The following is a 13,530-nucleotide window of genomic DNA, read 5'->3' as shown; positions in this document are numbered from 1 at the left end:
TTTGTGGACTGGTACAACCACCGTCGGCTGCACAGTGCCAACGGCCTTGTGCCACCTGCGCTTTGTGAAGAGCAGGTGGCCTGAACTCCCTTTGGGCGTGTCCAAAAATGCTTGACCACCACAGGTTCACGGCGTCCCCGCACTCCGACACCGCCCCGCCATCCCACGGATAGCCCGCTTTGGCTTTGGCTTTTGCCGTTGCCGTTGCATTGAGCAGGTGCAGGGCTGCAAGCCCTGCCGAACCCTCCACCGGGCGTAGAATGCGGCCATGAGCGAATCCCTTGATAACCACCTGGTCCACGGCCGCCGCCAGCGGCCCGACGGCCCGTCGCCGATCGATGTCATCTCGGTCCAGTCGCAACTTGTCTACGGCCATGCCGGCAACAGCGCCGCCGTACCGCCGATGCGCGCACTCGGCGTGCGCGTAGCCGAAATTCCGACCGTGCTGCTCAGCAACGCGCCGTTCTACGACACCACGCGCGGTCGCGTGCTGCCCGCCGACTGGTTCGCCGACCTGCTGCTGGGCACCCGCGAGCGCGGCCTGCCGCAGCGGGCGAAGATGCTGGTGTCCGGCTACTTCGGCAGCACTGCCAACGGTGCGGCCTTCGCCGACTGGCTGGATGACATCCTGCCGGCCTGCCCGCAGCTGCGTTACTGCCTGGATCCGGTGATTGGTGATACCCACACCGGCCCCTACGTGGAACCGGGACTGGAAGCGATCTTCGCCGAGCGCCTGCTGCCGCATGCCTGGCTGGTGACCCCGAACGCCTTTGAACTGAACCGCCTGACCGGCATGCCGGCACTGGCCGAGGCCGATGCCATCGCCGCCGCGCGTACGCTGCTGGATCGTGGCCCGCACTGGGTGATCGCGCACAGCGTAGGCGGCACCCCGGGTGAACTGGTGACCCTGGCTGTCGGCCGCGAGGAGACCTGGCGCTGGACCTCGCCCCTGCTGCCGGTGGACGTGGCAGGTACGGGTGATGTGCTGATGTCGCTGGTGGTGTCGTTCCTGCTGCGCGGTGAATCGATGCAGCAGGCGATCACGCGTGCGATTGCCGGCACCCATGCGGCGCTGGAGGCAACCCTGGACAACGGCTTCGAAGAATTCGACGTGATCGCTGCAGCGCCTGCCGCGCTGGCCGAGGGGACGCGCTTCCGCGCCGAACGCGTGGCATGAGCGGCCTGCTCGAACGCACGCCGCGCACGGTCGGCATCATCGGCAGTGCCGGCGCCTACGGGCGCTGGCTGAGCCGCTTCTTCCAGCAGCACATGCAGCTGCAGGTGATCGGCCACGATCCGGCCGATCCGGACTCGCATACGCCGGAACAGCTGCTGGCGCAGGCCGACGTACTGGTGTTCTCGGCACCGATCCGGCATACGCCGGCGTTGATTGCCGAGTACGTGCGGCAGTCGGCCGGCCGCGAGCAGGACCGGCTGTGGCTGGACGTGACCTCGGTGAAGGAAGCGCCGGTCCAGGCGATGTTGGCCTCTCAAGCCGAAGTGGTCGGCCTGCACCCGATGACCGCGCCGCCCAAGGCGCCGACCCTGAAGGGCCGGGTGATGGTGGTCTGCGAAGCGCGGTTGCGGCACTGGCAGCCATGGGTCGATTCGCTGTGCACTGCGCTGCAGGCTGAGTGCGTGCGGGCCACGCCGCAGCACCACGACCAGATGATGGCGCTGGTACAGGCGATGGTGCATGCCACCCACCTGGCCCAGGCCGGCGTGCTGCGCCAGTACCAGCCGCAGCTGGGCGATCTGGCCGCGATGATGCCGTACCGGTCGGCATCGTTCGAGCTGGATACGGCGATCATCTCGCGCATCCTGTCGCTCAACCCGGCCATCTACGAAGACATCCAGTTCGGCAACCCGTACGTGGCGCCGATGCTGGAGCGGCTGGTCGGCCAGCTGCAGGCCCTGCAGGCGCAGGTCGGGCAGGGCGACGACGGTGCACGTGGCGCATTCCGGGAGCAGCTGCTGTCGGCCAACCGCCGTGCCTTCGGTGGGCAGGCACTGGCCGAGGGCAACTACACCTTTGAACGCGTGGGGTATCTGCTGGCTGACCTGACCGAGCGCAATGCGTTGTCGGTGCACCTGCCGGAAGACCGGCCGGGCTCACTGCGTGAGCTGCTGAACGTGTTCGAGCAGCACCGCATCAGCCTGGCCTCGATCCATTCCTCGCGCACGCCTGGCGGCGAAGTGCATTTCCGTATCGGGTTCGTGGCCGGCAGCGATCCGGCGGCGATCACCCGGGCGGCCGCCGAGGTGGACGCCAGCGGCATCGGACGGGTGCTGGGCTGAGCACATTCATCCACAGGCGGTGTGGATGGTTTCTGAGCAAAGGTGTGGATAACCTCGCTCAGCCCTTGGTAGAAAAGGCTGTCAAGATGCTTGGCGAAAAATTGACCACGCTTTTTTTGTAGGGTCGAGCCATGCTCGACCGCCTTTGGCAAAAAGCGTGTCGACCAAGGTCGACACCTACCAGAGGCAAAAGGCGTGTCGACCAAGGTCGACACCTACCAGAGCGGGGCGGCACGAAATCCGGGAGCGCCGGGCCATGCCCGGTGAACCTCAGATCGTCAGCCTCAGCTCACCGCCACTGGTGGTGAACTCGCGGCCATCGCGTACCAGCGGCCGTCCATCATCCAGTTCGTAGCGTGGCGTCGCCTCGGAATGGTGCCCGCTGCCATTCGCCTCGGGTTTGAACTCGATGATGATGTGGCTTTCGCCGTTGCTGTCGACGGCGGGGAACTGACGGAACGACATCGTGCACCTCCTTCAGCGGATGCTGCTGTTGCGCGGCCAGCTTGGCCGCGCCGATGTTAGCCGGACGTCATCAATCGATGAACTGCAGGCGTGCCAGTTCAGCGTACAGTCCACCTTCGGCCAGCAGCTGCGCGTGCGTGCCCTCGGCGACGATGCGGCCCTGGTCCATCACCACGATGCGGTCGGCCTTGAGTACGGTGGCCAGGCGGTGGGCGATGACCAGTGTGGTACGGCCCGCCATCAGCCGCTCCAGCGCTTGCTGCACGCTGTGCTCGCTCTGCGCGTCCAACGCGCTGGTGGCTTCATCCAGCAGCAGGATCGGCGCATCCTTCAGCAGCGCACGGGCAATCGCCACGCGCTGCTGCTGGCCACCGGACAGGCGCGCACCGCGCTCACCCAGCTCGCTGTCATAGCCCTGCGGCAACGCGCGAAGGAAACCATCGGCCTCGGCCGCTCGTGCGGCATCCTCGACTTCGGCGTCGCTGGCCTGCAGGCGGCCATAGCGGATGTTGTCGCGGGCACTGGCAGCGAACAGCGTCGGCTGTTGCGGCACCAGCGCCAGCTGCGCACGCAGCTCGGCCGGGTCGACCTGGCGCACGTCGATGCCGTCCACGTCGATGCGGCCGCTGGCCGGATCATGGAAGCGCAGCAGCATCGAAAGCACCGTGCTCTTGCCCGCCCCCGACGGACCTACCAGCGCCACGGTCTCGCCGGGGCGCACGTGCAGGTTGAAGTGGTCCAGTGCGGCCTGGTCCGGTCGCTGCGGGTAGTGGAACACCACGTCGTCGAACCGGATCTCGCCACGCAGTGGTTGCGGCAGCGCGTGCGGCTGTGCCGGCGCGCGGATCTCGATGTCTTCCTGCAGCAGTTCGCCGATGCGGCCCATGCCGCCGGCCGCGCGCTGCAGCTCGTTCCATACCTCGGCCAGCGCGCCCACTGAGCCGCCACCGATCAATGCATACAGCACGAACTGGCCCAGCGTACCGGCGCTGAGGCGGCCGTCGATGACGTCGTGCGCGCCCAGCCACAACACACCGACGATGGCGCCGAACACCAGCAGGATGGCGCTGGCGGTGACCAGCGACTGTGCGCCGATGCGGCGGCGTGCGGCACCGATGGCATCACCGAGTGCCTTGTCGAAGCGCCCGCGCTCGTACGGCTCGCGTGCATGGGCCTGCACCGTGCGCACCGCGCCCAGCGTCTCGCTGGCCAGGCTGTTGGCATCGGCGATGCGGTCCTGGCTGTTGCGTGCGACCGTGCGCAGCTTGCGCGCGCCGATGATGATCGGCAGCACCGCCAGCGGAATGCCGAGCAGCGACCATGCGGCCAGCCGCGGGCTGGTGACGAACAGCATTGCCAGGCTGCCGATGACGGTGACCGTGCTGCGCAATGCTACGGACATGGTTGAGCCGACCACGCTGCGCAGCAGTTCAGTGTCCGCGGTCAGGCGCGAGACCAGTTCTCCGCTGCGGCTGCGGTCGTGGAAGCCGGCACCCAGCTGGATCAGGTGGGCATACAGCTGGCTGCGCAGGTCGGCCACGACTTTTTCGCCGAGCAGCGACACGAAGTAGAAGCGCGCGGCCGTGCCCAACGCCATGACGACCGCCACCAGCATCAGCAGGGCGAAGGCACGGTTGATCTGGCCGCCGCTGCTGAAACCGTGATCGATCATCTGCTTCACCGCCGGAGGCAGGCTCAGCGTGGCGGCCGAAGACACCGCCAGGGCCAGCAGCCAGGCGGTGAACAGCCCGCTATGGCGGCGCACGAACGGCCACAGCGTGCGCAGGCTGCCGAGGCGGCGCAGCGGCGGGGTCGAAGCGGGGGCGTCGTCCTTGTCAGTCATCCTGGTCGTCGTCTTCTATGCGGATACGGTCACGGGTGGCGTCGCGCAGGCGGATTTTCAATGCGTCGACCTGATCGGCAGGCAATTCGATCCGCAGGCACACACCATTGGCATCGAACTGTTCATCGCGCTTTTCGGCACCGAAGGCGGGCAGGGTGGCGTGCAGGGTACCCAGGTCCTCGAAGCCGGCCAGCAGCTGCAGCCGGGCCATCGCCACCAGCGGCAGGCGCGGAGCGGTGCGCAGGCACTCGGCGGCGGCGCCACCGTAGGCGCGCACAAGGCCACCGGCACCGAGCTTGATACCGCCGAACCAGCGCGTCACCACCACCATCACCTGGTCGAAACCCTGGCCGTCGATCGCCGCCAGGATCGGACGTCCAGCCGTGCCGGCCGGCTCGCCATCGTCGCTGGAGCGATAGTCCTGCCCGTGCCGGTAGGCCCAGCAGTTGTGGGTGGCATCGGCCACCGCAACCTGCTGCAGGAATGCCATGGCCGCTGCGGCGCCATCGATTGGCGCGGCATGGGCGATGAAACGGCTGTGTTTGACTTCCAGCGTGTGGTTGACCGGCTGGGCGAGAGTATCGAGCATTCCCGTCATTCTACGGGGTTGCCGGGTATTCCCGTCCGCTTCAGTCGTCCAGCAGCGGGCGCAGGTCGCGCGGCAGGCGTGCTTCCGGGTACTGCTGCATGTAGCGCTCCAGGCTGGCACGGGCCAGATCGCGCTGGCCGTCGTCGCGTCGTGTGCGGATCTTCTGCAGCCACTGCCGGCGCGGCAGTCGTGCGTCAGCGTCCACCTCGGCCTGCACGGCGTCCGCGCTCAGGCCCGCATCGCTGCCGCGGCGCATGATGCCCGGTGCGGAACGGCTGGGAGCCTCACGCTTCATCGAGGTGATTTCTACCCGGTCCAATGCCTGCGCCCGCTCGACTTCGGCGGCATTGGCTGCCGGTGCTGCGGCCGTGCGTGCTTTCAGCGCCCCGGACGCTACCGGCGCGAATGCCGGTGCCGGTGCCGGTGCCGAGTAGGCGGCGGGTGCCGGTGGCGCAGGCGGCGCTGCTGCCGGCGCTGCGGCCGGAGCGGGCGGAACGGCCGCAAAGGAGGTATCGGCGACCGCATCTGCAGCCATCGATCGTGCAGCCTGGGCAGGCGCTTCAGCGGTCTCGGCCGGCGCAGGCTTGCGCGCGCGCGCGATGGCCGGTGCCGGGGCAGCGGCAACAGGGCCTGCCTCGGGCGCTGCGGGCGCAGCGGCCGGTTCCGCAGCCGCCACCGGGCTGTCGGCTGCACTGCTATCAGCGGCCTGATCGGCAGCCGCAACGTCTTCCGCCGCAGCCGGTGCCGCAGCAACAGCGGCCTCACCGGCCGGAACCGGCGGCGGCTCCGGGCGCAGCTGCCAGGCGATGCCGATGGCGAACACCATCGAGGCGGCGATGCCGAACACCGCCGGCCAACGCGGGCGTGGGCGCTGCGTGCGCGGCGCCTCGGGAGAGGCGACCGCATCGGCAGCCGGAGCGTCCACGGCAGCGCGGGCCGCGGCCAGGATGGCGGCGTCCAGTGCGGCGGGCGGTGCCTGCTCGGCGCGACGGCCGAGCAGCCGGGCCAGCTCGCGTTCTTCCGGCGTCAGCGGTTCGTCTCGGTTCATGCGTTCAATCCCGCACGCAGCTTGTCCATCGCATAGCGCAGCCGCGATTTCACGGTTTCCCGGCCTACGCCGGTGATCTGGCCGATCTCCTCCAGGCTCAGTTCCTGATCCAGCCGCAGTTGCAGCACTTCGCGCTGCTCCGGCGGCAGTTGTTCCATCGCCAGCTGGATGCGGCGACGTTGTTCGAATTCGGAAAGCTCGCCTTCCGGGGTCTGCCCATCCTCGATCGCGGCCAGGCGCAGATCGGCATCGGCCGGGGCAGCCGGGCGGTGGCGGGCGGCGCGCCAATGGTCGTTCAGGCGGTTGTGGGCGATGCGGAACAGCCAGGTGCTGAATGCCGCGTCCGGTTGCCACCCGGCACGGGCGCTGATCACCCGTTGCCAGACGTCCTGGAAGATCTCCTCGGCCAGCGCGTTGTCGCGCAGTTGCCGCAGCAGGAAGCCGAACAGGCGCTTGCGATGGCGCGCATACAGGCTTTCGAACGCACGCAGGTCGCCACCGGCCCAGGCCAGCATCAAGGCTTCATCGGTTGGCAGTGCGCTGGCTTCCACGGCGTACAGGGTAAGGCCTGCAGGCGATGGCGCATAGCCGGTGGCGGTGGCGGGCAGGGCGAGGGTCATGGCTCGGAAGGGGCTACGGACAGCAGGAAAAACGTACGGGCGCACGATTCGGGGTTTACGGGCTTCCATTGCCCCCCGGGTGGCGCGCTATGCTCGGCGGCTCAGGGGAGGCGACGCACAGACGGCGCCAAGAGATTGTCATTTGTCCACGCATGCTGAACCGGCGGAAGAGCCACCACACGAGGCCGTGCTGAGCACGGCGCTGGTGCGCGCGTTGCATGCGCTTTTGCCGGAAACAGCCGTGGTCCGCGTCGGCTGGGACGACCCGCAGCTCGGCCGTGGCCAGGGGGGCTGGCCGACGGCGGCTGCCGGAGATAATGCGGCGGCACCCGGCGTGGGCGATGGCCAGCACGGCTGGGAACATGATGGTGCGCGCCTGCTGTTGTCGGTGGAGGGCGCGGTGCCTTCGCCGGCATGGTGGGGGGTTGCCCGGCAGGCGATGGAGCTGGCGCTGCAGCGCGGCCGCCAGGCCGGCCAGATCAAGGCGCTGGAAGAGGCCGAACGGCTGCAGCAGGCCCTGTTCCAGATTGCAGATCTGGCCGGTGCCGACCTGGAAATGCCCGAGATGCTGCGCCACGTGCATGGTGTGCTGGGCACGCTGATGTATGCCGAGAACTGCTACATCGTGGAATACGACGATGTGCGCGACCAGATCCGTTTCCTGTACTTCGCCGATCAGGTCGATGACTTCGTCGCCGATCCCACGCAGAGCCATGACGCCAGCGAGATGCCGCGCAGCCTGACCGTGGCGTTGCTGCGCCATGGCAAGCCGCTCAGTGGCCCCTCGCGCAAACTGCTGGCGCAGGTGATGGAACAGGAGCACGACCCGCAGCGTGGGCCCGAAAGCCTGGACTGGCTGGGCGTGCCGATGCTGCGCGATGGCCGCGTATGCGGTGCCATCGTGGTTCAGAGCTATGAACAGGCGGCCCGCTATGGCGAGGCCGAGCGCGCCTTGCTGGGCTTCGTTGCGCAGCACGTGCAGACCGCGATGGACCGGCGCCAGGCGCAGGTGCGGCTGGAGCAGCAGGTGGAGCGGCGCACCCAGGAACTGCAGCGCGCCAACCACAGCCTGCAGGACGAGGTGGCCGAGCGTCGCCGCGCCGAACAGCTGCAGACCGCCCTGTACAACATCGCCGAGATGGCGATGTCGGCCGACAGCCTGGCGCAGTTCTACGGACAGGTGCATGGGGTGGTCGGGCGCCTGCTCGACGCACGCAATTTCTACATCGCCCTGGTCAATCCGGCCGGCAACGGCCTGGACTTCGTGTATTCGGTGGACGAGCACAATGCCAGCCGCGCGCCACGGCCCTTCAGCCGGGGCTTGACCGAATACGTGGTGCGCAACCGGCGGCCACTGCTGGCGTCACGCGCGCAGATCGATGCGCTGCTGGCCAGTGGCGAAGTGCGGGAATCCGGTGCGCGTTCGCACTGCTGGCTGGGCGTACCGCTGCTGCGCGACGACGAAGTGGTCGGCGCGATCGTGGTGCAGAGCTACAGCGAGAACAGCATTTTCAGCGTGCATGACCAGCGCCTGCTGACCTTCGTTGCGCAGAACATCGGTACCGGCCTGGCCCGTCAGCGCGACCAGCAACGGCTGCGCTCGGCGCATGCCGAGCTGGAGAAGCGCGTGGAGGAACGCACGCGCGAACTGGCCGAGGTCAACGAAAAGCTGCTCGGCCAGATCGGCGAGCGCCTGCGTGCCGAACAGCGGCTGACCCACCAGGCCATGCACGATGCGCTGACCGGCCTGCCCAACCGCCTGCACCTGCTGGACCGCCTGCAGGATGCGCTGGCACTGGCCAAGCGTGAGGGTGGCCCGGTGTTCGCCGTGCTGTTCCTCGATCTGGACCGCTTCAAGCTGGTCAACGACAGCATCGGCCATGCCGCCGGCGACCGCATGCTGGTGGAAGTGGCCAAGCGCATCGTATCGATGGCCGGCACCGAGGACGTGGTGGCCCGGCTGGGCGGCGACGAATTCGCGGTGCTGCTGCAATGCCCGCAGGGCCTGGCCCAGGCCTTGGACTTTGGCCAGCGCCTGCTGCTGGCCCTGCAGGAATCGATGTGGATCGCCGGGCGCGAACTGTTCCCGTCCGGCAGCCTGGGCATCGCGCTGTGGAACCCGCGCTACCGCACCGGCGAAGAGCTGCTGCGCGACGCCGACGCTGCGATGTACCGGGCCAAGGCGCAGGGCCATGACCGCTGTGCGATCTTCGACGAAGACATGCGCGAGCAGGCCATGCGCAGCCTCGATCTGGAGGCCGACCTGCGCCGTGCGATCAACAACCGCGATTTCGTGCCGTTCTACCAGCCGATCGTGCGCCTGTCCGATGGCGAGGTGGTCGGCCACGAGGCGCTGCTGCGCTGGCAGCATGAGCGCCGTGGCCTGCTGCTGCCGGGCGCGTTCCTGGAGCTGGGCGAGGAAAGCGGCCTGATCGAGCAGGTCGACTGGCTGATCTACGAACAGGTGATTGCCGGCCTCGCCGAGGGCGGGCAGAGCTACGTTTCGGTGAACGTGTCACCGCGCCATTTTCGCTCCGCCGGGTTCAGCGGCCGCCTGTTCGGCCTGCTGGATGCATGTGGTGCCGATCCGCGCCGGCTGCGCCTGGAGATCACCGAGGTGGCGCTGCTGGACGATGGCCCGCACACGCTGCGCATCCTGCAGGGCCTGCGCGAGCGCGGCATCCAGGTGCAGCTGGACGATTTCGGTACCGGCTTCTCCGCGCTGTCCTACCTGCACCGTTTCCCGATCAGTACGCTGAAGATCGACCAGAGCTTCATCGCCGGCCTGCATGGGCCGGAAGTGCAGAGCACGCGGGCGCTGGTCGAAGGCGTGCTGTCGCTGGCGCGCACGCTGGGCATCGAGACCATCGGTGAAGGCATCGAGACCGAGGCGCAGCGGCAGACCCTGCGCGAACTGGGCTGCGATTACGGCCAGGGCTATCTGCTGGGGCGGCCCGCCCCGTGGTCGCACGCGGCGGCCTGAGCCACCGCGTGCAGCTGCATCAACGCAGGGCGGCGCGGCGCTTTTCGTCGATCCACTTCGAGGCCTGGGCCGGCTGGTAGTTCTTCATCCACTCCAGCATCTCTTCGATGTCCGAGCCGTACCACAGGTCCTGGCGCTGGTCCGGGTGCAGGAAGCGCTCTTCCACCATGCGGTCGATCATGCCGATCAACGGGGCATAGAAACCTTCCACGTCGAGGAACGCGCACGGCTTGTTGCCGATGCCCAACTGGCGCCAGGTCAGCATCTCGAAGATCTCTTCCATGGTGCCGAAGCCGCCGGGCAGGGTGACGAAGCCATCGGCGAGGTCGAACATGCGCGACTTGCGCTCATGCATCGAACCGACAATTTCCAGTTCGGTCAGGCCGCGGTGGGCCACTTCCCAGTCGGCCAGCTGGCGCGGGATCACGCCGGTCACCTCGCCGCCGGCGGCGAGTACGGCATTGGCCACGGTTCCCATCAGGCCGACATTGCCGCCGCCATAGACCAGGCGCAGGCCGTCGCGGGCGATGCGGTCACCCAGTGCAATGGCGCGTTCGGTATAGGCCGGCTTGCTGCCAGCGTTGGAACCACAGTACACACAGATCGATTTCATGGATCTTCCTGTCTCTTGGCCGGAAACGAAAACGCCCCGTCGCCGACCGCAGGGCGGTCAGGGACGGGGTGTCCAAGGATTATGAGGCCTTGAGAGGCCTTCTGTAGAGCCGAGCCGCGCTCGGCTGCTCTTCGTTCAGTAGAGTCGAGCTTGCTCGACTATCGCGGTGCCTGAACGAAATGCAGTCGAGCAAGCTCGACTCTACAAACACCAAGCCAGACTTACGCTGCGGCGGCCTGCTCGCGGCGCGGGCCTTCACGCAGGGCACGTCCGACCATCCCCACCAGCAGGTCCAGCTCCTCGCTGTCCATGCCGAAGTGCGGGGTGAAGCGCAGCGAGTTCTCGCCACCGTGGATCACGTTGATGCCGTGCTGGCGCAGCCATTCCTCGGTGGAGTTGGCGCCGTAGCACTTGAACTGCGGGGCCAGCTCGCAGGAGAACAGCAGGCCGGTGCCCTGCACCTTGGTGATCAGCCCGCCCAGCTCGTTCTTCAGCTGTTCAAGCTTGCGCACGGCCTCGGCACCACGCTCGGCGATGTTGGCGCGCACCTGCGGGGTTAGCTGGGCCAGGGTGGCGCAGGCCACATCCAGCGCACGCGGGTTGCTGGTCATGGTGTTGCCATAGATGCCCTTGCGGTACAGCTGCGCGGCATGCTCGGTCACCGCCAGCACCGACAGCGGGTACTGCGCGGCGTTGAGCGCCTTGGAGTAGGTCTCCATGTCCGGCGGGTCCAGGCCTTCGAAGCCCGGGTAGTCGACCACCGACAGCACGCCATGCGCACGCAGGCCGGCCTGGATCGAGTCGAGCAGCAGCAGGCTGCCGTGGGCACGGGTCAGTTCGCGGGCCACGGCATAGAACGACGGCGGCACCGAACGGCCCGGATCGCCTTCGCCCATCACCGGCTCCAGGAACACCGCCTCGATGAACCACTGGTTGCGCGCGGCGTCCTCGAACACCTTGCGCAGGCCGGTTTCGTCGTACGGCGCCACGGTGATCACCGAATCCTCGCCACGGTAGCTGGCCAGGTGCTGCATGTAGCTCTTGCGGCTGGAATCCGAATAGAGGGCAGGGCGGTCGGTACGGCCATGGAAGCTGCCCTTGACCACCACGCGCTTGATCGCAGCGCCGGCGTGGCGAGCACCCGGGTCGGTCTGCAGCTTGGCGTTGACGTCGGCAATGCGCGCGGCCAGGCCGACCGCTTCGGAGCCGGAATTCAGGCACATGAAGCGGGCGAACGGGCAGCCGCCACGGCGGTGGCCGATCTCGGCGCGCAGGGCGGTGATGAAGCGCTGCTGCGACAGGCTGGGGGTCATGATGTTGGCCATCACCTGCGGGCGGGCCATTGCCTCCAGCACGGCGTCCGGGGTGTGCCCGAAGCCGAGCATGCCGTAGCCGCCGGCGTCGTACAGCACGGCGCCCTTCAGGGTGACCACCCACGGGCCGCGCGCAGCCAGTGCCACGTACGGGGTCACCGCGTCATCGGCGTAGAAATTGACGAAACCGTCCTGCATCGCGTCGATCTGCGCCTGTTCGTCCTGTGCCAGCAGCGGCCCCAGGTCGGCCTGCACGCGCGCGAATTCCTCGGCGGCGGCGTCCACCGCGGCGATCAGCTGCGGGTGGTTGGCGGACAGGGCGGTCAGGGTGGCATCGTCCAGGCCGGAGGTGAGGCGGGTGCCGGGCTGGTTGCGCAGGGGGGCGAGGCGTTCGATGAAGCTCATTGCAGATCTCCTGAAACAATGGGTCGCACGGGTCTTCAAAAGCAAAACGCGCGTCATCACGCGCGCTTGGGGCAGGCTCGTGCAGCGGACTTCCGGCTCGATGCTAGCACTTGTTTTTTTGCGCGATAACCCCGCAGAAACCTGCTGCATAGCAGCATTTTGCGCGACGTTCGCCGCGAAGCACGCCCGCTCGCAGACGCTGGACGTACAATGCGCGCCATTGTCGACCTGTTGCCGCCCACTGCCTTGAAGAAGTCCGATTTCCACTACGACCTGCCGGCTGAACTGATCGCGCAGGCACCCCTGGCCGAACGTTCCGCAAGCCGCCTGCTGCTGGTGCCGCCGGCGCCCGATGCCTTCACCGATCTGCAGGTGCGCGACCTGCCGTCGCTGCTGCAGCCGGGCGACCTGCTGGTGTTCAACGACACCCGGGTGATCCCGGCGCGCCTGTTCGGGCAGAAGGCCAGCGGTGGCCGCGTCGAGATCCTGATCGAGCGCCTGCTCGGCGGCCAGCAGGCGCGTGCCCAGGTGGGGGCCAGCAAATCGCCGAAGGCGGGCAGCCGCATCGCGCTGGATGCCGGTGGTGAAGCCGAGGTGCTGGGCCGCGACGGCGAGTTCTACGTGCTGCAGTTCCATGTGCCGGAATCGCTGGAACAGTGGCTGCTGCATGCCGGCCGCCTGCCGCTGCCGCCGTACATCCAGCGCGAGCCGGGCGTGGACGACCGCGAGCGCTACCAGACTGTGTTCGCGCGCGAAGTGGGCGCGGTGGCGGCGCCGACCGCCGGCCTGCATTTCGACGAACCGCTGCTGGCCGCGCTGAAGGACAAGGGCGTGGAGTTCGGCCACGTCACCCTGCACGTGGGCGCGGGCACCTTCCAGCCGGTGCGCGCCGATGACCTGAAGGACCACGTGATGCACCGCGAGTGGCTGAACGTCGGCGCCGAACTGGTGCAGCAGGTGCGGCGCACGCGCGCCGGCGGCGGCCGCGTGATCGGTGTCGGCACCACCGTGGTGCGCGCGCTGGAAAGCGCGATGCGCGATGGCGAACTGCTGCCGTTCGCCGGTGAAACGCAGATCTTCATCACCCCGGGCTACCGCATCCGCAGCGTTGACGCGATGGTGACCAACTTCCACCTGCCGGAAAGCACGCTGCTGATGATGATTTCCGCGTTCGCCGGCAAGGAGCGCGTGTTCGAGGCCTACCAGCACGCGATCGAGCAGCGCTACCGCTTCTTCAGCTACGGCGACGCGATGTTGCTGTACCCGCAGGCGGGGTAGGGCCACAGCCTCCGCTTGTGGTGGGTGCGCACCGTTGGTGCGCACTTGCCGATACCTGGATGGGCGGAAAGCCAC

11 protein-coding genes are annotated in these 13,530 nt (G+C 68.0%); 4 read left to right on the top strand and 7 right to left on the bottom strand.

From position 1 onward, the window contains the following. Positions 1-268 precede the first annotated feature (268 nt). Complete coding sequence (pdxY, locus tag EKL94_RS16540; RefSeq protein ID WP_126929921.1) at positions 269-1,177, top strand: pyridoxal kinase; 909 nt, start codon at positions 269-271, stop codon at positions 1,175-1,177. Further along, complete coding sequence (locus tag EKL94_RS16535) at positions 1,174-2,298, top strand: prephenate dehydrogenase (protein ID WP_126929920.1); 1,125 nt, start codon at positions 1,174-1,176, stop codon at positions 2,296-2,298. The genes pdxY and EKL94_RS16535 overlap by 4 nt, the downstream gene beginning before the upstream one ends. A 270-nt stretch (positions 2,299-2,568) precedes the next feature. On the opposite strand, the gene EKL94_RS16530 is transcribed toward EKL94_RS16535, so the two are convergent. From EKL94_RS16530 to EKL94_RS16510, 5 genes are all read right to left on the bottom strand, one after another. After that, complete coding sequence (locus EKL94_RS16530; protein ID WP_005409247.1) at positions 2,569-2,763, bottom strand: hypothetical protein; 195 nt, start codon at positions 2,761-2,763, stop codon at positions 2,569-2,571. Between the two features lie 70 nt (positions 2,764-2,833). Beyond that, positions 2,834-4,606: an ABC transporter transmembrane domain-containing protein gene (locus tag EKL94_RS16525; RefSeq protein ID WP_126929919.1), complete on the bottom strand. Its 1,773-nt coding sequence runs from the start codon at positions 4,604-4,606 to the stop codon at positions 2,834-2,836. Further along, complete coding sequence (locus EKL94_RS16520; protein ID WP_126929918.1) at positions 4,599-5,195, bottom strand: IMPACT family protein; 597 nt, start codon at positions 5,193-5,195, stop codon at positions 4,599-4,601. Before EKL94_RS16520 ends, EKL94_RS16525 begins: the two co-directional genes overlap by 8 nt. 40 nt (positions 5,196-5,235) lie before the next feature. Next, the gene (locus EKL94_RS16515) at positions 5,236-6,243 is read right to left on the bottom strand and encodes a hypothetical protein (RefSeq protein WP_126929917.1); all 1,008 of its coding nucleotides are present in this window, start codon (positions 6,241-6,243) and stop codon (positions 5,236-5,238) included. After that, on the bottom strand, positions 6,240-6,758 hold the full coding sequence (locus EKL94_RS16510) for an RNA polymerase sigma factor (RefSeq protein ID WP_229301232.1): 519 nt from the start codon (positions 6,756-6,758) through the stop codon (positions 6,240-6,242). The genes EKL94_RS16515 and EKL94_RS16510 overlap by 4 nt, the downstream gene beginning before the upstream one ends. Before the next feature lie 247 nt (positions 6,759-7,005). Between EKL94_RS16510 and EKL94_RS16505 the strand changes: the two genes are divergently transcribed. Beyond that, the gene (locus EKL94_RS16505) at positions 7,006-9,846 is read left to right on the top strand and encodes a bifunctional diguanylate cyclase/phosphodiesterase (RefSeq protein ID WP_126929915.1); all 2,841 of its coding nucleotides are present in this window, start codon (positions 7,006-7,008) and stop codon (positions 9,844-9,846) included. Positions 9,847-9,865: 19 nt separating this feature from the next. Here the strand turns inward: EKL94_RS16505 and EKL94_RS16500 are convergent, their stop codons facing one another. Next, complete coding sequence (locus tag EKL94_RS16500; protein WP_049428514.1) at positions 9,866-10,459, bottom strand: LOG family protein; 594 nt, start codon at positions 10,457-10,459, stop codon at positions 9,866-9,868. A 221-nt stretch (positions 10,460-10,680) separates the two neighbouring features. Beyond that, a complete protein-coding gene (locus tag EKL94_RS16495) occupies positions 10,681-12,177 on the bottom strand; it encodes an aminotransferase class III-fold pyridoxal phosphate-dependent enzyme (RefSeq protein WP_126929914.1) in 1,497 nt (498 codons plus the stop codon). A gap of 210 nt (positions 12,178-12,387) precedes the next feature. On the opposite strand from EKL94_RS16495, the gene queA reads away from it, so the two are divergent. After that, positions 12,388-13,455, top strand: coding sequence for a tRNA preQ1(34) S-adenosylmethionine ribosyltransferase-isomerase QueA (gene queA / locus EKL94_RS16490; RefSeq protein WP_126929913.1), 1,068 nt, complete (start codon positions 12,388-12,390; stop codon positions 13,453-13,455). Positions 13,456-13,530 lie beyond the last annotated feature (75 nt).

Origin of the sequence: Stenotrophomonas maltophilia (assembly GCF_003970865.1) — a bacterium.
GTDB classification, from domain to species: Bacteria; Pseudomonadota; Gammaproteobacteria; order Xanthomonadales; family Xanthomonadaceae; genus Stenotrophomonas; species Stenotrophomonas maltophilia_AR.
The sequence above is the reverse complement of the archived record's forward strand: the minus strand, read 5'-3'. Positions and strand labels throughout refer to the sequence as shown.

What these genes read in the sequence shown, in the direction of transcription:
- EKL94_RS16510 (WP_229301232.1), bottom strand. Translation starts at nt 6,758, where the DNA reads ATGCTGGCCTGGGCCGGTGGCGACCTGCGTGCGTTCGAAAGCCTGTAT.
- pdxY (WP_126929921.1), top strand. Translation starts at nt 269, where the DNA reads ATGAGCGAATCCCTTGATAACCACCTGGTCCACGGCCGCCGCCAGCGG.
- queA (WP_126929913.1), top strand. Translation starts at nt 12,388, where the DNA reads ATGCGCGCCATTGTCGACCTGTTGCCGCCCACTGCCTTGAAGAAGTCC.
- EKL94_RS16535 (WP_126929920.1), top strand. Translation starts at nt 1,174, where the DNA reads ATGAGCGGCCTGCTCGAACGCACGCCGCGCACGGTCGGCATCATCGGC.
- EKL94_RS16500 (WP_049428514.1), bottom strand. Translation starts at nt 10,459, where the DNA reads ATGAAATCGATCTGTGTGTACTGTGGTTCCAACGCTGGCAGCAAGCCG.
- EKL94_RS16515 (WP_126929917.1), bottom strand. Translation starts at nt 6,243, where the DNA reads ATGAACCGAGACGAACCGCTGACGCCGGAAGAACGCGAGCTGGCCCGG.
- EKL94_RS16520 (WP_126929918.1), bottom strand. Translation starts at nt 5,195, where the DNA reads ATGCTCGATACTCTCGCCCAGCCGGTCAACCACACGCTGGAAGTCAAA.
- EKL94_RS16495 (WP_126929914.1), bottom strand. Translation starts at nt 12,177, where the DNA reads ATGAGCTTCATCGAACGCCTCGCCCCCCTGCGCAACCAGCCCGGCACC.
- EKL94_RS16530 (WP_005409247.1), bottom strand. Translation starts at nt 2,763, where the DNA reads ATGTCGTTCCGTCAGTTCCCCGCCGTCGACAGCAACGGCGAAAGCCAC.
- EKL94_RS16525 (WP_126929919.1), bottom strand. Translation starts at nt 4,606, where the DNA reads ATGACTGACAAGGACGACGCCCCCGCTTCGACCCCGCCGCTGCGCCGC.